Here is a 20,507-nt window from a genome sequence, read left to right as displayed (position 1 = left end):
CGCCAGGCAGCATAACCTCAACCCACAGAGCCAGAGCCCTCCAGACCAAACTCAGGCCGCCTGTTCCAAATCATTCGACGACGGACACTCGAGGGCGTCACCACCAACCTGACCGTCGAGACCAACCGGCACTTCTACTTCATCCATGCCGTGGAGTCGTCGCGAGCCACGCCCCACTGGTCGGTGAAGTTCACCGTGCCGGGCAGCGGCGGGCCGCGGTCACGCGCCGCGACCGCGGCGGCGGCAATCCCGGCGGAGGTGCCGATGATCTACCGCGTCCTGAGCCGCAGGGGCGCCGCGGAGTTCGCGCCAATCGGGATCTCGGATGACGGCAAGCGCACCCTGTTCCGGATCCCGCCCGGCGCACCCATCCCGTCGGTCTTCCGGGCCGATGCAAGGGGCCGGGAGTACAGCGTCAACACCAGTGTGAACGGCACCGTCATCACCGTGGGCGGGCGCTCGGAACGCTGGGTGCTGCGCCATGGCGACGCCCATGTCTGCGTGGAGGGCACGAGGCCTGATGCCGGGCAGAGGACGCGCTGATGGCGGAAGCCGATCCCCTGGAGGAACGGCTGCGCCGGATGCAGCCACCGGCAGCCAGGCCGCCCCTGTGGCGGCGCCTGGCGCTGCCTGCGGGGATGCTGGCGGCCGGACTTGCGGGGGGCGCCTATGTGGCGACGGTAGTCCCGTCGCGGGATCCCGCTCCGTCTCCCTTGCCGACATCGGACGTCCGCGAGTTCCAGGACGACACGGGGCTTGACGGCTTCACGCTAACCGAGAACGAGCCGAACCCCGCACCAGCCCCACCGGACACGCGCACCGCCGTGCGCACGGTTGCCGATCCACAGGCCCAGGCTGATGCGGCGGCAACGCGCGCGGCCCTGGAGCGGGCCAGGACAGAACTCGAGGCGGTCCGGGCCGAGTTGGCCGCAGCCAGGGCCAACCCGAGGACGTCATCCGAAGAGCTTGACGCCCTGCGCGCGGAATTGGACCAGATCAAAGACGACATGGCCGGAAAGGACCAGGCGCTGGATGAGCTGACCCGCGAAAACCTGCGCCTGCAATCCGATCTGGACCTTGCTGCGGAACTGGCCAGCCAGACGCAGAGCCACGCCGACCTGGAAGCGCAACGGCTGGCAGAGCTTGAGCGGCGCCGGGCAGAGATGGAAGCGCGCCGTGCCGAGGAAGAAGCGCTGCTGCAAGCCCGCACGCAGTCGGCGATGGTGGCATACCGGTCAGGCAGCGGCGGGACAGGGGAAGACAACGGAGCGGGCGGCATCGACGAGCGGTCTGACGCCGCCGAGCACTTCCGGCGCGCGGGCCGCTCCGAGGCCGTCCAGTCGGAGGTCATTTCCGAACCCTCGCGAACCGTGGTCCAGGGCACGCTCATCGAGGCCACGCTTGCCAACGCCATCTCCAGCCAGCTCGAAGGCAATGTCGCGGCCACGGTCAGCTATGACGTCTGGTCGATGGACATGGCCAATGTCCTGATCCCGCGCGGCTCGCGGCTTTTTGGCCGCTACAGCTCGTCCATCGAGAAGGGCCAGCGGCGGATCATGGTGGCCTGGGACCGGGTGGTGACGCCGGACGGGCAATCAGTCGACCTTGCCGCTTACGGGACGGACCGCGTCGGCCGGGCTGGCGTGACGGGCCGGGTCAACACCCGCACCCTGGCACGCTTCTCGGCGGCGGCAGCCGTGTCGATCATCGGCGCCGCCCCTGCGGTGCTCGCGGCCGCTTTCGAGGAGGATAGCGACGACGGGATCGCCCGCGACACTGCGGAAAACATCGGCAGCAACGCCAGCGATGCGATCGGCGGAGTGATCAAGGACTACATCGACATTCCCGCCACGATCAGCGTCGATCAGGGCGCCGTGGTCATGGTCATGGTGAACGCCGACCTGGAAATGTTCCCATGACAGAGATGGGCCATCTGGAAACTCGGCTCCAGGTGCTGCGCCCGTTGCTGAGCGACGAGGCTACCATCGAGATCGCCATCAACGCTGACGGCCGGGTCTGGGTTGAGCGCGCAGGCGATAGTGCCATGTCTCCATCGGACGTGACGCTCTCGCCCGTCGCGGTCAAGGACTTGGCGGGCCTGATCGCCAACAAGCAGCGCCTGACCCTGACCGAGGATCAGCCGGCGATCTCGACAACCATTGCGTTCGCAGGTGCCACCCTGCGCTGCCAGGCGATCATCCCGCCTGCCTCGGCGGGCGGAACGGTGATCTCGGTCCGGGTGTTCCGCCGCAGGCTGGCGGGCGAGGCGCCGCGTCACTTCCGCTTCTTGCGCGACCAGACCGTTTCGCTGGAAACAGAGCGGCTGAAGCGGCTGCGCGCGATCCACGAACTGGCAATGGAAGGCGGCAACCCGGACACGTTCCTGCGGGCTTGCGTCCAATCCCGCATGAACCTCGTGATCTCCGGGGGCACCTCATCCGGCAAGACCGAACTGGCGCGCCGGCTTCTGTGGATGGTGGAGGAGAAACACCGGCTGGCGCTGATCGAGGATGCAGCCGAACTGCTGCCAACCCAGGAGAACATCATCAGCCTGATCGCCGACAGGCTGGAGGTCTCGGCCCGCTCCGCCGACAAGCTCCTGGAGATGACCCTGCGCCTGCGTCCCGACCGGATCATTCTGGGCGAGCTCCGTGGCATCGAGGCAGTCACCTTCCTCGAGGCCATCAACACCGGTCACGAGGGCAGCGTCACAACCATCCATGCCACAAGTGCTCGAAAGGCAGTCAACAGGCTCGCCTTTCTGGTCATGCGTGCGGGCATGCCGCTGACGCTTTCCGAGATCCTGGACTATGTCCTCGGGTCCATCGACGTGATCGTGCAGACCGGGCGAATCGGGACCGAACGGGGCATCCTGGAGACGTGGTTTCCGGGGCTTGATGGGGAGTCCCGGGACGTGATGTAGCCCCCGGTCGGCCTTGCACTCACTGACAGGCCGAGTTGGTCAGTCGCTCTGTGAAGCCTTGCCCAAGGTTGAGGACCCAGGCTTTATCGAACTGCTCGACCATGTCCTCACCTCAGGCGAGGCCATAAAACGAAGGATGCTCCGCACCTTGCTGCGATGGAAGAACGAAGTGCAACATGGCAGCGTACGACTAGCGAAGGATAGAGCAATCAGCAAAGCTTGAGCGCCGCGCCATAGTGTGTCATGCGACGGCTTCTTCAGTTCCTGTTTCGTGCGCAAGCGTGCGTCAAAGTCCATCCTCATCGGCCTGCAAGATCGGTTTCCGGATCACCTTTTGCTTGCATACATCACCAAGACAGATTATCGCAGGTTGTTAATGAGGCAGGCACATAATGCTATACAAGGTCCTCTGCGGGGGCAGGGGATCTTGTAACAAAGTCGCTAGAAAGGCCATCTGCCCGGAACCTCAACTCACCAGCGTTATTGGTGACTGTCCACTTAAACACTGGACAGTGGTCAACGAGTATGCCCCGCCTCCCTCCTTCAGGCGGGGCATTTTTCACACTGCGTCCAGTGCAGGTCTGGAAAGACCCGGCAGGGGGAGCGGGCGCCAGGTTGTTCGTCAGCATCTCGAAGGAAAAGCGCATCGGCTGCTTCAACACCACCTGGCTTACAGATTTTCTGCAAGCGGCTGGTCAAGTCTAGCCAATCGTTGTCGAGCCGGGATGGGTCCATGTTGGGAGTCTCAGATCAGGAGGCCACCATGGACGAGAACAAGAGAACGGCGCTGGTGCTGGGCGCCACGGGCGGGATCGGCGGCGCGGTGGCCGAGGCCCTGCTGGCGCATGGCTGGGCGGTGCACGGCATGGCCCGCGACCCGGCCAGGGCAGCTGCCAGGGCGCAGGACGGCCTGTCCCGGACCCGGTGGGTCAAGGGCGACGCGATGGACAAGGGCGACGTGGTCCGCGCGGCGCAAGGCGCGCAGGTCATCGTGCATGCAGTGAACCCGCCGGGCTATCGTGATTGGGACAAGCTGGTGCTGCCCATGATCGACAACACGATCGCGGCCGCCCAGGCGGCGGGCGGTGCCCGGATCGTGCTACCCGGCACGATCTACAACTTCGACCCCGCGACCACGCCCGTGCTGCGAGAGACCAGCCCCCAGCAACCCCGCTCGCGCAAGGGCGCAATACGCAAGGAACTGGAGGCGCGGCTCGAACAGGCTGCCATGGCGGGCGATGCGCCTGCGCTGATTGTGCGCGCGGGCGACTTCTTCGGCCCCCATGTTCGTGCGAGTTGGTTCGCCCAGGCTATGGTGACACCAGGCAAGCCTCTCAACCGCCTGACGGTTCTGAACCGCGGTGTGGGCCATGCCTGGGCCTACCTGCCCGACCTTGCGCAAACCTTTGCGCGCCTCCTGGATGCGCCGGAACGGCTTCGGGCTTTCGAGCGCGTTCAATTCGACGGCTTTTGGGATCCCGACGGCACCTGGATGCCCGAGGCTGTTGCCGTGGCCCTGGGGGGCGCGCGCCTGCCCGAGCGCGCCTTTCCCTGGTGGCTCATGCGGCTTGCAGCGCCCTTCGGGGGCTTCCCGCGCGAGGCAGTGGACATCCTGCCCGTCTGGCGCCACCCGGTGCGCCTCGACAACGGCCGCCTTGTCGGGATCCTCGGCGCCGAGCCGCGCACGCCCATCGTGGATGCGGTGCGCGCTACCCTCCAAGACCTGGGATGCCTGCCCGAGGCCCGGATGACGGCATCGCCGATCCCGGCCTGACCTGACGGACACCTGCCTGCGGACGGAACGCGCACGCTTCCCCTGATGCGGCCCCTGGGCAGGGGATACGAAAGGCGTGACCATGTCCACACCATTGCGCGCCTATCTGCGTCGCAAAGCAGTTCCCATCGCCACGCTCAACGCCGCCTACACCTGGTGGCTGTGGCGCACTCTCGACCCCGTGCCGCTGACCGGGCCGGGTGGTGTCGCCTTGGATCTGGCGCTCACCCTTGTGGTGATTGCCGTGCTGTTCGTCCTCATCGACACGAGGCTTGCTCGCCAAAAGCTTGCGTCCGGCCGCGTGGCGGTAAAGGGATCGCATGTTCCCTCGGCACTCGATTGCCTTCCCCGGGGCGTGGCAACGCGGGCCGTGGTGGCGGCCGGCCTGACCGCCTGTCTGCTGGCCCTGCCGCTGTGGTTTCTTCTGCCCCTGGGCGGCGATGGCCTGCTTTCAACATTTGGGGCGAGCGGGACCAAGGTGGTCATCACCCTGGCTCTGTCGTTTCTGATCGTACCGATCATGTCGGTGGCGGCCTTCCGATGTGCAGAGAAATACGGCAAGCCAGGCGGCGGCGTGATCGTCGGCTTGGCGCGAGCCGAAAATACGGCCTCGTTCCAACAAGACATCAAGAAGCGCCGTCGCCGGCGCTTTGTGAGGCGAATCGTCCGGTCCGGTCCCGCGCCCATATCAGGCGGCACGACGCGAAGCCCGCAGAAAGCCGATTGCGCAAGCCCGGCAAGCCGCTAGCATCAATCCGATGAGCGAGCCTGTTTCCTGGGACGACCAACGCGCCTTTCTTCTGGTGTTTGAAGGCGGCAGCCTGTCGGCCGCCGCACGCGCCCTCAGCCAGGCGCAACCCACGGTGCGCGCTCGCATCGAGGCGCTGGAGCGCAAGCTGGGCACCGTGCTGTTCACCCGATCCTCGCAGGGCCTGCTGCCGACCGAGGCCGCGCGCGCGCTCCACGCCCATGCCCGTGCCATGGCCCATGCCTCGGACGCCTTTCTGCGCGCGGCTTCGGCCGATCCAGGCCAGGTTGCCGGCAGGGTACGTGTTGCCGTGTCCGAGTTCGTGGGACAGGAGGTGCTGCCGCCCATGCTGGCGCGGCTTCGGACGCGTCATTCCAGCCTGGTGCTGGAGGTGGCGGCTTCCAACAGTTCCGCCGACCTGACCCGGCAGGAGGCCGACCTGGCCCTGCGCATGCACCGGCCCACCGGCGAGGCGCTGGTCGCGCGCAAGCTGGGGGAAGTGGCGCTCGGGTTTTTTGCACATCGCGACTATCTGGCGGCGCGCGGGGTGCCACAGGAACTGGCCGACCTTGCCTTCCACGACCTGATCGGCCCGGACCGCTCCGCTTCCGATCGCCGCCTGGCCGAGGCGGTGCTGCCCGCCCCGGTGCTGGCGCGGATCGTCCTGCGCACCGACAGCCATCCCGGCCAGCTTGCCGCGGCCCGCGCGGGCCTCGGCATTGCGGTCGTGCAGCGCCCGGTGGGGCTGGCGGATCCAAACCTTCGGTCCGTGCTGCCTGAACTGGTGCTGGCCCACCTGCCCTTGTGGCTTGTCACGCATCGCGACCTGTTGGACATTCCACGGGTCCGCGCCGTCTTCGACCATCTGGCCAAAGACATAGGGCAATATGTTCGTGAATAAGAACAGACTTCGGGACCACCCTTTGCCTTGCAGAACCGAGATAGAAGGGCGCTGCCGACGGTCCCGCCTCAGCAGACTTGCTTTTTACGGCGACAGTTTCGGCCATTTCTTGTGGCTGTGCTTGTCAGCTTTTCGTTGCAACCGCTGAACGAACGACTAGACCTTGGTTCCTGATCCGTTCGGATGTGAGAGCGAATTGCAAGATGACCGTAAACTGACACCTGTAAGGGGCGGCCTTTGAAGCCCGCCGCGCACAAGCGCTTCATGACTACAACGTTCTCGACACACCCCGCGAGACGGAGTTCGACGATCTCGCCCGGATTGCGGCGGAAGTGTGTGGAACACCCATTGCCGTGGTCAACCTGGTCGACACGCATCGGCAGTTCTTCAAGGCCGAGTTCGGACTTGGCGTCCGCGAAACCCCGCTGGAGACATCGTTTTGCGGCCACGCGATCCTGGCTGAGGATCTGATGGTGGTCCCGGACGCGGCGAAAGACCCGAGGTTCGCGTGCAATCCCCTGGTCACCGGTGAGCCGGGCATCCGCTTCTACGCAGGCGCCCTGCTGAAAACCCCGGACGGGCTGCCGATCGGGACCATGTGCGTTCTGGACCATGTCCCGCGCCAATTGGATGACATGCAGCTGCGCATACTGGCTCTGCTTGCGCGGCAGGCGATGTCCGCATCACTGACTTGAATGAGCATATGAGCAGCACACACGATTGATGCGTTCTGTCGGCAGCACTGAAGGCACATGGCTCCCAATGCCGTAAGGGGCTATGCTGATCCACCCGAGTGCTGCGCCATCCGCCCCACCGTCATGATGCTGCAGCCGAAACATTGCCCTCCCGTTTCTTGCCCTGCAGCTTGGCGTCGAATGTGTCCATCCGGGTCATGGCGGCGTCGGCGGCAGCCGCGGCCAGGGCCGGATCAGCCTCCTCGCCAGCAGTCTTGCTGGTTCCGGCCACGTCTTGTGCCAGGGAGGGCTCCCGATCTTGGCTCTCCCCTGGCACAGCTTCCTCGGCCAGGGGGTAGTTCATCCGGGTCTCGCGCAAGGATGCGACCTCAGCCCGCAGATCGTCCAGTTCTGCCCGGATCGGGTCGGGATAAGGAAGCGGTCCCTTCTGTGCGTCGATGATGGTCTTGAACCAGGCGTCCTGCCAGTGAACGATCCGGTCCACCAGGATCGGGTTCTGCCGTTCGGGGATCAGGATGATCTTGTCCGGATCGAGCTTGCGGACCTCGTCGGGCGTCATGAGCGGACGTTCCTCGTTCCGGCGCGAAAGGGAGCGCTTCAGCAGGCCCTGCCCATTCTGGGAATAGCTGTCGCTCAGGGACAGCCGGGTGGTCTTGCCCAAGGCCTCGGAGACTTCGCCGGCGGTCTTCTTCTCGTTGGGGGCGATGTAGAGCTTCATGCCGGCGGCGGACTCGATCGAGAGCCGCTCGTTCTCGGAATAGATGGTTTCCAGACCCGGCACCGACTGGGTGATGATCGACACCCGCACACCGTGGCCGGCAAGCTGCTTGAGGGACTGCACGATGATCGGCATCGGGCCAAGCTGGTCGAACTCGTCAAGGATGATCTGCACCGGCCAGGGCTCAGTTGCCGGGTCGGGGATGTGCGCGCGCATGGTGGCAATCAGCTCGCCAAACATCAGCCGCAGAAGCGGGGAAAGCGTCGGGATGTCGTCGGCGTTGGCAACGATATAGACCGCATGCGGGCGCCGCCGGATGTCGTCCCAGGAGAAATCATTGGCGCTCGTGATCTTGTCGATCCGGGGGTTCAGCCACAGGCCAAGGCCCGACCCATCGAGAACGGACGCGTAGGAGGACAGCGTCCGGTCGGAATGGCCCGAGAAGTTGAGAAAGATCGTAGCCGTCTGGGGATGGCGCGCCTCCGCCGCCAGCGCGGCGTAGGCTGCCTCCTTGTTGCCGGTATCGAAGAGGATGCGGGCAATGGCGCCAAGCGTCGGCGTGCCGCGCTCGATGGCCAGCATGCCGCCGGCCACGAAGAGCTGGCGCGCCCCCACGATGAAGTCCGAGGCGCCGCCCTTCTCGTTCTTGGGGATCAGGAAATAGCTGGCGAGCTTGGAGAGTTCGGTGAAGCGTTGATCGGTATCCGTGATCCTGCTGATCCGCTCGAGCGGGTTGTAGCGGTGCGACGGGTGCTCGAAATCGAACGGTGCAATCCGGAACACCCGGTCGCCCTGCGCCTGGCGGTGTCGGGAGGTCGCCTCGAAGATCTCGCCCTTCACGTCCATGACCACGCAGGAGCCGGGAAAGAGCAGCGTATTCGGGATCACGTACCCTACGCCCTTGCCCGAACGGGTCGGGGCGGCGATCAGAGCATGCGGAAACCGGTCGTAGCTGCCCGAGACAAAGCGGCCCTTCCTGTGCGGCTTGCCGAGCTTGCCGAACACCAGCCCTGCCCCCACGGGCTGCAGGAGCCCGTTTCGCCGGATCTGGCGCCGGCTCTGGAAATGCGCCTTGCCGTAAGTGGTTAGCCGATGGGTCAGGGTGAACACCACGGCCAGCAGGGACAAAAGCACGGCACCTGCCAGAACGATCCCATAGGCAGAGCGCCAGGGATCCTGCCCCGCCATCCGCAGGCCGGGGAAGTCCGTGATCAGCACGAAGGGATGCCCGACGTTCGGGTTGGTGCCCAAGTGCCAATGCAGCCAGAGGCCGCCGATCATCAGCCCGACCAGGGCTCCGGCGACCAGCCCAGCCGGAATGGCAACGATCATCCGGTTCATGGCCTGCCTCCCTCAGAGATCCAGATCGTGATCCTTGCGGCGCAGCTCATGCTGCGGTCTCTCGTGGTGGTGCCCGCGCGCGAGCAGCCGTTCCCGGGCGAGCTCCGTCTGCCGCCGGCTCAGGCCCATGCTTTCGTGGCTCTCGGCGGCCGCCACCAAGGCGCGGGCGATCTCGCGCCGCTGGCGGGCCTCAGGGAAGTCAGAGGCCAGGGCGCGGTCATCGCCAGCCGCAATCTGCGCCATCACCCTTTCGCCGTAGCGCTCCTTCAGGTCGGCGGCAAAGCGCTCGGCGTGGTCCTCCCGCTCGAACGCCACACGACGATGCTGGTGGTGCACCCGGGCCAGCGTCTCGAGGGTCCGGACCAGGCGATCGCTGTCGCGGCTGTGGACCGTCTCCCGGGCATGCTCCATCCCCAGGGCATGGTTCAGCGCCTTGGCGGCGGTGGCGTAGAACCGGTCCAGCACCTCTGCCGTCTGCTGCCGCTGGTCCGCATGGTCCAGATCGAGACCGCGCGCTCTGGAGACAGCCTGAAGATCGGCCTTGACCCATTCCCGCTCCTGCCAGGCATTTGCTGCCGGATGCTCGAGCCGCCGCGCCATTGCGGACCGCTCGATGCCGATCGCCTCGGCGGCCTCGAACACCGCGGACCTGACCTCCTGGACAGCGCTCCTGCTCAGCGCCTTTGTCATGGTGCCCCGCCTGATGGCATCCTCGTCCAGTTCTGTCCGGTAGAGCGCCGAGCGCGGCGGCTCCATCACCAGCGCGGCCCCGCGCGCATCGCCCAGATCGCGCAGGATCGCCCGGGTGACCTCCGCCAGTTCCGTGCGCATCTCGCGCCGGTCCTTTGGTCCAAGGGTGGCGATCTCGCCCTCGACCCGGTCCAGCCAAGCGGCAAACACCCGGTCCAGGCTCTGTCGGGTCTGCGGCGTGTCCGTGTTCTGCATGTCCATCCTCTCACCCTCCAGGGTTTTCGAACTCAGGATGCCGCCGGTCTCCAGGATCGCGGCCGCCCGTTCCATGCGCAGCTTCACCTCCTTGAGCCGGGCCAGGCTCGCGATTCCCGCCAGTGTCCGCAGCGTGGCGGCGCTGCGGCTGACCACCGCCAGCCCCTCCTCGAGCGCCGGCCCATGCAGCGCCCGCTCGCGCACCGGACGATGCTCGCGCGCCGCCCCCTCGATCTCGGCGCGGCTCGGCCCATAGGTCAGGATGCCGCGCTCGAGCCGCGAGGAGGCGTCGAGCTCCACCCCCATGCCGCCCGCGATCTCGACCAGGCGCTCCTTTATGGTGGCCAGGTTGAAGGCATGGTCACGCGCCATGAAGAACCACTCGCCATGCTCAAGCCCGCGGTTGTTCACCACGATGTGGACATGCGGATGCGAGCGGTCGGTATGCAGCGCCGCCACATAGGCCCATTCATCCTGCAGATGGGTGCCGGACTGGAACATCTCGAAGGCCCAGGCCTCGGCGATCCGCAAGGCCTTCTTGGGCGACAGATCATAGGGGAACGAGATCAGCAGATGCGTGGTGTGGCCGTTCCTGGGCTCCCCCCGCCAGCCGTCCGACCAGTCCAGCGCGATGGCGCGGCGCTGCTCGGCTGACAGCACCTGCGCCTCGGGATCGAGCCCGATCGTGTTGCCGAAGAGCGCATGCGACTTGGTGAAGAGATAGCGAAGCTGCGCCTTGAGCCGGCCCGGCGTCTGCGTGCCGCCGCGGGCGATCTTCTTCAGCACCGCCGCATTCGAGCCCTGCCCCACCCGCCACAGATCGCGCGCCCGCGCCGAGAAGGACGACCCCCCTGCCCCCGACCGGCGCCCCCGCGTCTTGCCGAACCCGCTGTCCCGCGCGGCCCTTCCACCGGCGCGGCGCAGCCGGATCTCGCCGATCAGGTCATCCGCGAGGCTCGCCACGCTCGGCCTCCTTCCATTCGGCAAAGAGCCGGATCCCGCGCCGGCGCTGCTCGTCCACCACCGCCCGCAGATAGGAGCGCATCTCCGGCAGGACCTGCCGCAGCGCGTTCAGCGTCGTCCAGTGCTCGGATCCCGGATCGATCCGGCCCTGGCCCGCCGCCAGGGCGATCGCGTTCACGGCGACGCCGATCCCGTGCAGCTCGGCCCGGACCGCCTCCAGCCCGGCCGCCGTGGCCGGCTCCGTCTCCAGCATCCCCGAGGCGGAGCGCACCAGGGCGCGGAGCGCATCCGAGTTCGAGCCAAGGCCATGGCGAGCCTTCAGGGCCTCGAGCGCCTCCACTTCGGCGGGCGACAGCCGCGCGGAGACGGACTTGCCCTCTGTGGTGGCGGTCTCCCGGTTGCGGTGGGGTCGGCTCGTGGTCGCCTTCACGGCAGTCCTGGAGCGGACGCGCGGCTTGGGGGACACCAGGGCGTCATCGCCGGGGCGTGTCGGATCTGCCGGGGTCGGGGGCGTGTCTCGAAGGGCCATGGGGCGCTCCTGTCCACTGCTGTAGACATTGCGCATTTCCTGCCATGCCTACCACTTCATTCTCCCACAATCCGGGGCATTTGTCACGGTCTTCTTTCCGCTACGGCAACATTCGTAGGGGTCCAGGGTCAGCATGGACGGCAAGCACCTCCACGTGTGGCAATCGGGATGTCCACCTTGGTGCAGGCTGGACTAAAGCAGCCGCCGATCGAAGCCAAGCCATGCCGACGCGGCCTTGCAAAGGCCATCGGGCAGTCAGGGGTGATGGGCCAGCTGGCACTAGCCTCCGGACAGGATGTCGTTGCGGCGTGGTGCGGGCGTTTTCCGGCGGCGCGTCCTGACGAACGGGATGCCCTGCTTTCCCCCAGGCCGGCTCAGTTCCAGGATCATCGCATCAAGATCCCCCATCTGTTTCCGGAGCCGCTCGGTTGTCTCGGCACGCTCATCGTCCGACAGGGGTAGCCTGCCGAGAGCAGCGCGGCACAATCCCACGGTCGTGCCCGCCGCAGACAGATTGGCCTGCAAGGCGGCATAGGTCGTGATCCGGTAGCCCATGGGCGTTCTCCTTATGCTCGATTTGCATACGGGGATCGGCTTAAGAACCGGTTAACAGGCAAATGGGGGTCGGGAGGGCCGTCGCAGAACACAGGCGAGACCTGGGGCGGTGCCCGATCAGAACGGTGATGGTCCACGACATGACTCATGCCGTCCTCTTGGGCAGCGTCACAGAGGAGCGTCGATCAGAAAAGGGGCGTGCTGTCGTTGCTTGCAGGGCCAAGCGAACGGGCAACGGCTTGCGCCATTGCCGTCCGCGCGTCAATCCGCATCCTGGCTGCTGGCCACCCCCGCAACGGCATGGCCGCCGATGTGGGTGCGGCCTTGCGCGGCAAGGATGCTCAGCGCCGTGGCGTCGGCCTCAAGAGCGGCCATCGCATTGCCCAGGTCGTCCCAGGGTTCGATATTCTCGACGGGGATCACGTCGCCGTTCTCGTCATGGCCGCCGTGCAGATACAGCGGTGCCGTCTTGACGCGCTGTGCGGCCAGCTCGGCGTTGCGGATCAGCCGGAAGGCACGCCTGCGCTTTTGCCAATAGGTCTCGCTTCCGCCATCGACGGAAAGGATTGGTTTCTCGGTCATGTCATATCCTCCTGATCTGGTGGCCCTGCCGCGCTCGCGGGCACGCCGGGGCCACGTCACTGCGGGACTTGGACGGCCCCTGTCTCGGGACCGCCCGGCCGGGATCAGTATTCCTCCGGCAGGCACAGGGTCAGAATGCGGATGGTCTGGGCAGGATCGGTTTCCACCTCCGGTCCCATCAGCCCGTCAGTGTCGTAAAGGTCGATCTTCCAATAGATGCGCACGACGCCGTTTTCATGCGGCACATCCGGCATTCCGAAGCTGCGGGCGCCGTCGGCGCCATGGTCGTCCATGAAGGCGGTGTCATCGCGGACCTGGATCAGGGCCGCCGCCACGAAGTCCAGCCCCAGGGCGCAGATGCCGCGCGTGACGACCACCCGCCCGCGCAGGATCTCGCCCTGCCACTCGGCAGGACCAAGGGCGGTGCGGAAGGCATCGTTCTGCGTGCCGATGATCCGCGCCTCGGCACGGCTCGCCTCGTAGCGGTCCAGATCAAAGACCGGCCCGCCGCAAGCGCGGCAGGCATCCGGCTCGAAACCTGCGGTCGTCTGGATGGCTTTGCAGGATATGCATTGATAACGCGCCATGACGGAACCTCCTGTCTGATCTGGCGGTCCCTTCCCGGCTTGGTCCCCTTTTTCCAGAATGGGAGCGGCCCGGGAAGGCGAGCCGCGCCCTCGGGCGCGTCTCACCTTCCTGGGCTGCCCCTCGGCGAGAGCGGGAGGGGGACCCGGCAACAGGAAAATCAAGGCCCAAGGGTCGGGGGCCCCGTCTGCACAAGCCACCGCCCGGCGGCGCGGAAGATGGGGGTGGCCCTTGGGACGCAGCATTTTCTTGTTGACGGGGGAACCGGCGGTTCCCCTCTTTCTTCCTTCCGGCAACAGTCAAGGCAGGCCCGGAGCTTGCCTGGCAGGGGGCGTTCGGCTTGTCCAAATCCCCCCTGCACCGCGCAACCGCAGTGTTGCTCCTTCCCTCCTCCCAGCACCATCGACTCTTCTCCAGGATTGGCCCTTGAAACCGGAGAGGAGGTGAACCCCCGCCCGGTTTATGGACCTGATTCAGGCGGTGCAGGATCGCACCAGCGGTCTCAGGCCAGGGACGGCGCTTACGCGCCGCCATCGACCTTCATGACCGGGATGCCGAGCTTGCGGGCCTTGTCGGCCAGGTTCTCCTGAATGCCGGTGCCGGTGAAGACCAGGACGCCCACGGGAAGCACATCGAGCATCGCGTCGTTGCGCTTGAAGGGCGCGGCCTTGGCGTGCTTCGCCCAGTCGGGCCGGAACGCCACCTGCGGCACCTTGCGGTGATCGGCCCAGCGGGCGGCGATCAGTTCCGCCCCCCTGGGCGATCCGCCGTGCAGGAGCACCATGTCGGGATGCTTGGCATGGACCTGGTCGAGCTTGGCCCAGATCAGCCGGTGATCGTTGAAGTCCGCACCGCCGGTCAGCGCCACCTTGGGACCAGGGGGCAGCATCACCTCGGTCTCGGACCTGCGTTTCGCGGCCAGGAAGTCGCGGCTGTCGATCATCGCGGCGGTCAGGTGGCGGTGGTTCACCATGGAGCCCGCGCGCGGCCGCCAGGCGCTGCCGGTGTGATGCTCGAAGGCCTCTGCGGCGAGATCGCGGAAAAGCTCCATGCCGTCGCGCCGTTCGATCAGGGTCTGGCCCTCGGCCGTCAGACGCTCCAGCTCGACCGACTTCACCTCGCTGCCATCCTGCTCGCGCTGCAGTCGGCGCTGCGCCTGCTCGTTCATGTCGAGATCGCGCTCCACTCGGGCCGTGGCGCGATGGAAGAGATTGACCGTGCCCCAGAGCAGTTCCTCGAGATCGGGTTCCAGGCGGGTCTCGGAAAGGCTGGCCACAAGGGCGTCGATGATATCGCTGACCGCGGTGGCGACCGCGTTGCCGTCGGGCAGCGGCCTTGGATCGGGTTCATCCTGGAAGGGGCGCCAGCCGTAGAGCTGGAGTTCGGTCAGGACATGGTCGGTCTGGGAGGAAGTGTGGACCGGCTCGGCACCCTGGTTGTCGGTATCCTGTGTCATCGGCTGTGTCCTTTGATGAGGCGAGATCCGCGTTCCTCGCGGCCTTCGCAGGCGTCGAAGCGCACCGGCGGGCCGGACGGGCAGCCCTCGCGCGCACGCGAGGGCCTTGATGGCCAAGGCCGGCTATTTTGCTTCGCGATGCAAAGGCAGCGCAGCTGCCGGCGGAAAATAGTCGGCCGCCGCCATTGCCCGGCCGGGCTGGCTGTGCGCCGATCGCCCTCCTGGAAGGCCGTGGGCGCGGGACATTGCCGGAGAAACCCGGACAGCCGATCGAGACACGGATAGCCGGCAAGGGAGGCGAACCCGACGCCACGCCGCCGAAGGCCGCTCCCCGCCTCACCCCTCCAGGAACCGGCGGACGTCTTCAGGATGCAGGCTGTCCTTCAGCGCCGCGCGCAGGGCGTCAGCGCCATGGTGCCGCAGGTCATCGTTGAAATCGCCCCCGACCGGCGCGAGCGGCATTGCCTCGATCCCGAGGCTGGCTGCCCGGGCAAGGAGGCTGTCGCGCGCCCCGTCGCCTGCCGGGTCGCGATCGCACAGGATATAAACGCGGCGCAGCCCCGGCGGAAAGAGAACAGCGGCGAGGTGGGCGGCCGAGAGGGCGGCCAGCATCGGCATGCGCGGCAGGACCTGGCGGGGCGACAGCACGGTCTCGATCCCCTCGCCTACGGCCAGCACGTCTTCCGCCACGCCGAAGCGGACGCCGTGCCCAAGCAGATCGCCCATGGCCCGCCGCGGCGTCTCGACAGCGGCCTTGCCGGACCCGTCAGCGGCAAGCCAGGTCCGGTGCGCGCCGGTCTGGCGGCAGGCAAGATCAGTGACGGCTGCGATCATTGCCGGCCGGTTCTCGGTGGGCGCATGCTCATCCGGCTTGTAATAGCATCGGGGATGGAAGCGCAGGGCGGCCGTGCCCGAGAGGCAGGTGATTGCCCGTCCGGCCAGATAGGTCGCGGCCAGCGTGCCGCCGATCGGCGTGGCCATGGAAAACAGCCGCCGCGCTGCCTGCCGTGAGCCGGGTGCCGAACGGGATGTCCCGCCGCCTGCTGCCTGAGCCGGATCGGGATGGGGCAGCGCGAGGAAGCGGCGCGCCTCCGCGGCCACGTCCTGGAACGCGAGAAGGCCCGTCGTTTCCCGAATGACGTCGAGCAGGTCGCCATGTGCGCCACTCGCGGCGTCTGTCCACTTGCCCGCTGCGCCCCGGCCGGTCTCGGGTCCGGTCAGGCGCACGAACATCGAGCGGCCGGGGGTGTTCCGGACATCGCCCACCAGCCAGTAGGTGCCCATCTTGCGACCGGAGGACAGGTAGTGACGGCAGACCGCTTCGGCCTCGCGGCCAAGGCGGATCGCCAGATCGGCGGCAACATGGCATGCCATCACGCGCCCTCCCGCTCACGGATGCGCAGGACAGGCCAGCGGCCAAGGAGGCGCTCCAGCACCGCAGGGCCGCTGCCATCCACCGGCACGAACATCCTGAGCGTCCAGGAGATGATCTCGGAAAACAGGCCATCGGCGGCAAGGCGCGGACGCATCGCGTTGGTAAAGCCGGAGAGTTCGATGCGATGGGCTCCCATGACGCGGGCCCGGCGAAGCTGGAGGCCTTCGGCAAGCTCGAGGATCGTCCGGCCGTCCATCAGGGCCGCAAAGGCGTCCTGCGGCGTGATCGTCGCAAGTCCGGTGGTCGTGGCGTTTGCGGCCCAGACCGGCGAGACCTTGCGGCCGATGATGCGCTCGCCCGCATCCGTCTGGAGCCGGTAGACGCGGGTCGAGTCCTCGGGCAACCGCTTCCAGATCGGCAGCAAGAGGCCCGTCACCATGTGCAGGGTGGACTCGGTGAACGCCGGCACCTCCGCAAGCTCGGCCTCCCAGGCTGAGGCGAAACTCTCCTGGTCCGCCTCGATCCAGTGGGTCGCGCCCATCATCCTGACCGGCAGGTTCTGGGCCTCCATCGGCCGGATCAGGCGGACGCGGCGCTCGATCTCGCCATCGTCCAGCATGATGCTGGTCGTGGGGGTCTGCACCGCTGCGCGGCCCGAGCGGGTGTTGATCAGCAGCCTTGCGCGCGGATCGTCCAGTTCCGTCACGGCGTCCTCCAGCGTCGCCGGCCGGTTGCGCCTGCGCTCGGTGATCGCCAGCAGGCGGGTCTCCGCCCCGGTGCGCGGGTGGGTATGGATGACCTGCCGGTCGGTGACGGCGAAGCTTTCGGCGCGCAGGGTTTCGAGGCCGGCGTCATGGATCCCCGAGGCGATGGCGCCCTCGACCCGCGCGGCGAGCAGTTGCTCGAAGGCGGTGAAAAGCACGCCCTGGAGGTCGATGGTCAGCGCCAGCAGCCGGTTGAGGAAGGTCGTGATGCCGGGCAGATCGTCCTTGATGCCGTTCGCATCCATCAGCTTCAGGCCGGTGGCAGCCTCGAACCGATCCAGGCTGCATCCCTCGACCTTGCCGCGCACCAGCAGGACGTAAAGCTGGCGCAACGCGTCGCGGGCGTAGGGGCTTTCCAGATTGTCCTCGGGCCGGAACAGGCCCTGGCCGCCGGTCTGGCGCTGGCCGCGGGTGATCGCGCCCAGGGTGTCGAAGCGCCGGGCGATGGTCGACAGGAACCGCTTTTCCGCCTTCACATTGGTCGAGATGGGCCGGAACAGCGGCGGCTGCGCCTGATTGGTGCGGTGGCTGCGGCCAAGGCCCTGGATCGCCGTATCGGCCTTCCATCCCGCCTCCAGCAGGTAGTGGACGCGCAGCCGGGTGTTTCTTGCCGACAGGTCGGCATGGTAGGATCGGCCCGTGCCGCCCGCATCGGAGAACACCAGCACGCGCTTCCGGTCGTCCATGAAGGCCTGCGCCTCGGCCAGGTTGGCCGAAGCGGCGCGGGTTTCCACGACCAGGCGATCGGGAGCAAGGCCGTTGCCCGGCTTGCAGACGATACGGCGCGAGCGCCCCGTCACCTCGGCCACGACCTCCGTGCCGAAATGCTGGACGATCTGGTCGAGCGCGCCGGGCACGGGCGGCAGGCAGGCGAGGCTGGCGATCATCTCGTCGCGCCGCGCCACGGCCTCGCGGCTCAGCACCGGCTGGCCGTCGCGCCAGATCGGGCGCGAGGACAGGGTGCCCTCGCTGTCGGTATAGGGCTCGTAGAGTTGCACAGGAAAGGAATGGGCGAGGTAGTCCAGGACGTATTCCCGCGGCGTGATGTCCACCCGGACGTCGCTCCACTCCTCTGTGGGGATTTCGGCCAGGCGGCGTTCCATCAGCGCCTCGCCGGTCGAGACGATCTGGATCACAGCCGAATGACCGGCCTCCAGATCGGCGGTGACGGACCGGACCAGGGTCGGGGTCTTCATGGAGGTCAGCAGGTGGCCGAAGAAGCGCTGCTTGGCGCTCTCGAACGCCGAACGCGCGGCGGATTTGGCCTGCCGGTTCAGGGTGCCGGAGGCGCCGGTGATGTTGGCGGCCTGCATGGCGGCATCGAGATTGTTGTGGATGATGCTGAAGGCTGCCGCGTAGCTGTCATAGATGCGGACCTGCTCGGCCGTCAGGTCGTGGCGCACCAGCTCGTATTCGATGCCCTTGAAGGACAGGGATCGGGCCGTGTAGAGGCCCAAGGCGCGCAGATCGCGGGCCAGCACCTCCATGGCTGCCACGCCGCCCGCCTCGATCGCCTCGACGAACTCGGCCCGCGTCGAAAAGGGAAAGTCCTCCCCGCCCCAGAGACCGAGGCGTTGCGCATAGGCGAGGTTGTGGACCGTGGTGGCGCCGGTCGCCGAGACATAAAGAATGCGGGCCTTGGGCAGCGCGTGCTGGAGGCGCAGCCCGGCCCGGCCCTGCTGCGAGGGAGCGGCATCGCCGCGGCCTCCCCTGCCGCCAGCGGCATTGGCCATGGCATGCGCCTCGTCGAAGATCACCACGCCGTCGAAGTCCCGTCCCAGCCAGTCGACGACCTGCTTCACGCGGGAGGCCTTCCCGCCACGGTCCTCCGACCGCAGCGTGGCGTAGGTCAGGAACAGGATGCCTGCGCTGAGCGTGATCGGCCGCCCCTGGGCAAACCGCGACAGCGGCGTGACCAGAAGCCGCTCCATGCCCAGGGCCTGCCAGTCCCGCTGCGCATCGGCGATGAGCTTGTCGGATTTCGAGATCCAGACTGCCTTGCGCCGGCCCTGCAGCCAGTTGTCCAGGATGATCGCCGCGGCCTCACGGCCCTTGCCGACGCCAGTGCCGTCGCCGATCATGAAGCCCTGCCGGAAACGGACCGCGTCCGTCGCCTCCGCCGGTGCGGCCGCCAGCCTGTCGAAGGTATCATCGACCGTCCAGGCCCCCGCGAGAAAGCTCCCATGGGCTTCGCCCGCAAGGATCACCGTCTCCAGCTGCGCTTCCGACAGCCTGGCGCGGATGTCCGTCGGCAGCGTCGGCCGGTAGCTGGGCCGGGGCGGCGCGACGCTGGCCATCGCGGCCGACTGCACAAGAGGGGTCGGATGCGCCTCTGCCCCGTCGATGCGGATCGTCTGAAGCGCATAGTCCTCGTAAAGGGCGTCCGACAGCCGATCGGCCTCGGAAGGCTCCCAATCGACCGTCTCATAGAGGAGCGGCGCGCCTTGCGGCTCAGGGAAGACCGGAGCGGGAGCGGTCTTGTCGGCACGGGTCGCAGGGGCCTGCGTCGCACGGCGCGTGGCGGCGCGCGGGACCGGCGGAATGATCGGCTGGGTCAGGCCGGGATCCACCGGCACGCGGGCGGGCAGCCGTTCGGCGAGCCAGGCGAGCAGCGTCGCCACGTCGGGCGCCTTGCCCGGCGATTTCGGAAACCCGCCCGGGTCTCCTGCGGGCCGCTTGTCGATGACGGTCAGCCGCGTGGGGGTCGTGGTGCCGTGCGGGGCATAGACCGAGCCGTCGATGGCGGCGGAGAAGACCACACGACCGCGCTCTTGCAGCCGCCTCCAGCTGGTGGTCCAGGCCGGATTGTCCGGCGCAAGGCTCGCCCCGGTAAGCGTGACAAGGCGGCCGCCGGAGGCAAGGCGCGCGAGTGCCGAAGCGATGTGGCGGAAGGCGGCATCGGCCATCCGTCCCTCGACATGGGCCATGGCCGAAAAGGGCGGGTTCATCAGCACCACCGTCGGCACCAGGCCGGGATCGAGGTGATCGTGGATCTGGGCCGCATCGAAGCGGGTGACGGACAGGGCGGGAAAGAGCGACGACAGAAGACCGGCGCGCATCGCCGCCAGTTCGTTCAGGAGGAGCGTGCCGCCCGCGATCTCGGCCAGGATGGCGAGAAGCCCGGTGCCGGCCGAGGGCTCCAGCACCCGGTCGGCGGGCGTGATCGCCGCCGCCGTCGCTGCGGCGAAGCCGAGCGGGATCGGCGTGGAGAATTGCTGATAGGTCCGGGAGTCCTCGGACCGGCGGGTCTGCGTCGGCAGCAGCCTTGTGATCCTTGCGATACGGGGCAGGATCGCGGCGGGATCGTCTGCCTTGCCGAGCATCGCCCGGCCGTACTTGCGCAGAAACAGCACGACTGCCACCTCGCAGGCGTCATAGGCGGTCTTCCAGTTCCAGGCTCCGGTGGCATCGGAGGTGCCGAAGGCCGCCTCCATCGCGCTGCGCAGGAGGGCGGCATCGATCCGCCGGCCGCTCTCGAGATGGGGCAGCAGGAGACCGGCAGCGGCAAGGACGGAGGTCGCCGTCCCGGCCGGGGCATCGGGATCACTGGTCGGCAGCAGGGCGGTCTGCGCCGCGGCAGAGGTCGGGATGGGGGTCATCGGGGTTTCCTCGGGGAGAGCGGGACAGGACCAAGCCCGCGGCGCTCTCTCTTG

Annotated in this window: 15 protein-coding genes and 1 pseudogene; 7 read left to right on the top strand and 9 right to left on the bottom strand. The window is 67.4% G+C overall.

Features of this window, described 5'->3' with window-relative positions; translation table 11 throughout:
• Window positions 1-60 precede the first annotated feature (60 nt).
• The 7 genes and pseudogenes from JX613_RS10935 to JX613_RS10905 all read left to right on the top strand — a co-directional run.
• Window positions 61-543 (top strand): TrbG/VirB9 family P-type conjugative transfer protein, encoded by a 483-nt coding sequence (locus tag JX613_RS10935; RefSeq protein WP_207101497.1) that lies wholly within the window; start codon window positions 61-63, stop codon window positions 541-543.
• A complete protein-coding gene (locus JX613_RS10930) occupies window positions 543-1,919 on the top strand; it encodes a TraB/TrbI/VirB10 family type IV secretion system protein (protein ID WP_207101491.1) in 1,377 nt (458 codons plus the stop codon). The genes JX613_RS10935 and JX613_RS10930 overlap by 1 nt, the downstream gene beginning before the upstream one ends.
• A complete protein-coding gene (locus tag JX613_RS10925; protein ID WP_207101490.1) occupies window positions 1,916-2,923 on the top strand; it encodes an ATPase, T2SS/T4P/T4SS family in 1,008 nt (335 codons plus the stop codon). Before JX613_RS10930 ends, JX613_RS10925 begins: the two co-directional genes overlap by 4 nt.
• Window positions 2,924-3,686: 763 nt before the next feature.
• A complete protein-coding gene (locus JX613_RS10920; RefSeq protein ID WP_207101489.1) occupies window positions 3,687-4,697 on the top strand; it encodes an NAD(P)H-binding protein in 1,011 nt (336 codons plus the stop codon).
• Between the two features lie 82 nt (window positions 4,698-4,779).
• Complete coding sequence (locus JX613_RS10915; RefSeq protein WP_207101488.1) at window positions 4,780-5,445, top strand: hypothetical protein; 666 nt, start codon at window positions 4,780-4,782, stop codon at window positions 5,443-5,445.
• Between the two features lie 10 nt (window positions 5,446-5,455).
• Complete coding sequence (locus JX613_RS10910) at window positions 5,456-6,346, top strand: LysR family transcriptional regulator (RefSeq protein WP_207101487.1); 891 nt, start codon at window positions 5,456-5,458, stop codon at window positions 6,344-6,346.
• A 302-nt stretch (window positions 6,347-6,648) separates the two neighbouring features.
• A pseudogene (locus JX613_RS10905) lies at window positions 6,649-7,041 on the top strand (GAF domain-containing protein); the annotation flags it as partial.
• A gap of 121 nt (window positions 7,042-7,162) precedes the next feature.
• On the opposite strand, the gene JX613_RS10900 reads toward JX613_RS10905, so the two are convergent.
• From JX613_RS10900 to JX613_RS10860, 9 genes are all read right to left on the bottom strand, one after another.
• A complete protein-coding gene (locus JX613_RS10900) occupies window positions 7,163-9,100 on the bottom strand; it encodes a type IV secretory system conjugative DNA transfer family protein (RefSeq protein ID WP_207101486.1) in 1,938 nt (645 codons plus the stop codon).
• Window positions 9,101-9,112: 12 nt separating this feature from the next.
• On the bottom strand, window positions 9,113-11,008 hold the full coding sequence (locus JX613_RS10895) for a relaxase/mobilization nuclease domain-containing protein (protein WP_207101485.1): 1,896 nt from the start codon (window positions 11,006-11,008) through the stop codon (window positions 9,113-9,115).
• Window positions 10,989-11,438 carry a DNA mobilization endonuclease VirD1/MobC family subunit gene (locus JX613_RS10890; protein ID WP_207101484.1) on the bottom strand — a complete coding sequence of 150 codons (450 nt, stop codon included), beginning with the start codon at window positions 11,436-11,438 and terminating at the stop codon, window positions 10,989-10,991. The genes JX613_RS10895 and JX613_RS10890 overlap by 20 nt, the downstream gene beginning before the upstream one ends.
• 378 nt (window positions 11,439-11,816) lie before the next feature.
• Window positions 11,817-12,092 carry a hypothetical protein gene (locus tag JX613_RS10885; RefSeq protein WP_207101483.1) on the bottom strand — a complete coding sequence of 92 codons (276 nt, stop codon included), beginning with the start codon at window positions 12,090-12,092 and terminating at the stop codon, window positions 11,817-11,819.
• A 261-nt stretch (window positions 12,093-12,353) separates the two neighbouring features.
• The gene (locus JX613_RS10880) at window positions 12,354-12,674 is read right to left on the bottom strand and encodes a hypothetical protein (protein WP_207101482.1); all 321 of its coding nucleotides are present in this window, start codon (window positions 12,672-12,674) and stop codon (window positions 12,354-12,356) included.
• A 104-nt stretch (window positions 12,675-12,778) separates the two neighbouring features.
• Window positions 12,779-13,261 (bottom strand): DUF3768 domain-containing protein, encoded by a 483-nt coding sequence (locus tag JX613_RS10875; RefSeq protein WP_207101481.1) that lies wholly within the window; start codon window positions 13,259-13,261, stop codon window positions 12,779-12,781.
• A 518-nt stretch (window positions 13,262-13,779) separates the two neighbouring features.
• Window positions 13,780-14,715 (bottom strand): DUF2493 domain-containing protein, encoded by a 936-nt coding sequence (locus tag JX613_RS10870; protein ID WP_207101480.1) that lies wholly within the window; start codon window positions 14,713-14,715, stop codon window positions 13,780-13,782.
• 336 nt (window positions 14,716-15,051) lie between these two features.
• On the bottom strand, window positions 15,052-16,089 hold the full coding sequence (locus JX613_RS10865) for a DUF7146 domain-containing protein (protein WP_207101479.1): 1,038 nt from the start codon (window positions 16,087-16,089) through the stop codon (window positions 15,052-15,054).
• On the bottom strand, window positions 16,089-20,453 hold the full coding sequence (locus JX613_RS10860; protein ID WP_207101478.1) for a strawberry notch-like NTP hydrolase domain-containing protein: 4,365 nt from the start codon (window positions 20,451-20,453) through the stop codon (window positions 16,089-16,091). The genes JX613_RS10865 and JX613_RS10860 overlap by 1 nt, the downstream gene beginning before the upstream one ends.
• Between the last annotated feature and the right edge of the window lie 54 nt (window positions 20,454-20,507).

It is taken from the genome of Paracoccus shandongensis (assembly GCF_017315735.1).
Lineage (GTDB): Bacteria > Pseudomonadota > Alphaproteobacteria > Rhodobacterales > Rhodobacteraceae > Paracoccus > Paracoccus shandongensis.
This window is presented reverse-complemented; position numbering and strand designations above follow the sequence as displayed.

Coding starts and splice junctions, on each gene's coding strand:
- JX613_RS10910 (WP_207101487.1), top strand. CDS start 5,456: ATGAGCGAGCCTGTTTCCTGGGACGACCAACGCGCCTTTCTTCTGGTG.
- JX613_RS10885 (WP_207101483.1), bottom strand. CDS start 12,092: ATGGGCTACCGGATCACGACCTATGCCGCCTTGCAGGCCAATCTGTCT.
- JX613_RS10930 (WP_207101491.1), top strand. CDS start 543: ATGGCGGAAGCCGATCCCCTGGAGGAACGGCTGCGCCGGATGCAGCCA.
- JX613_RS10925 (WP_207101490.1), top strand. CDS start 1,916: ATGACAGAGATGGGCCATCTGGAAACTCGGCTCCAGGTGCTGCGCCCG.
- JX613_RS10900 (WP_207101486.1), bottom strand. CDS start 9,100: ATGAACCGGATGATCGTTGCCATTCCGGCTGGGCTGGTCGCCGGAGCC.
- JX613_RS10880 (WP_207101482.1), bottom strand. CDS start 12,674: ATGACCGAGAAACCAATCCTTTCCGTCGATGGCGGAAGCGAGACCTAT.
- JX613_RS10915 (WP_207101488.1), top strand. CDS start 4,780: ATGTCCACACCATTGCGCGCCTATCTGCGTCGCAAAGCAGTTCCCATC.
- JX613_RS10875 (WP_207101481.1), bottom strand. CDS start 13,261: ATGGCGCGTTATCAATGCATATCCTGCAAAGCCATCCAGACGACCGCA.
- JX613_RS10865 (WP_207101479.1), bottom strand. CDS start 16,089: ATGGCATGCCATGTTGCCGCCGATCTGGCGATCCGCCTTGGCCGCGAG.
- JX613_RS10860 (WP_207101478.1), bottom strand. CDS start 20,453: ATGACCCCCATCCCGACCTCTGCCGCGGCGCAGACCGCCCTGCTGCCG.
- JX613_RS10870 (WP_207101480.1), bottom strand. CDS start 14,715: ATGACACAGGATACCGACAACCAGGGTGCCGAGCCGGTCCACACTTCC.
- JX613_RS10920 (WP_207101489.1), top strand. CDS start 3,687: ATGGACGAGAACAAGAGAACGGCGCTGGTGCTGGGCGCCACGGGCGGG.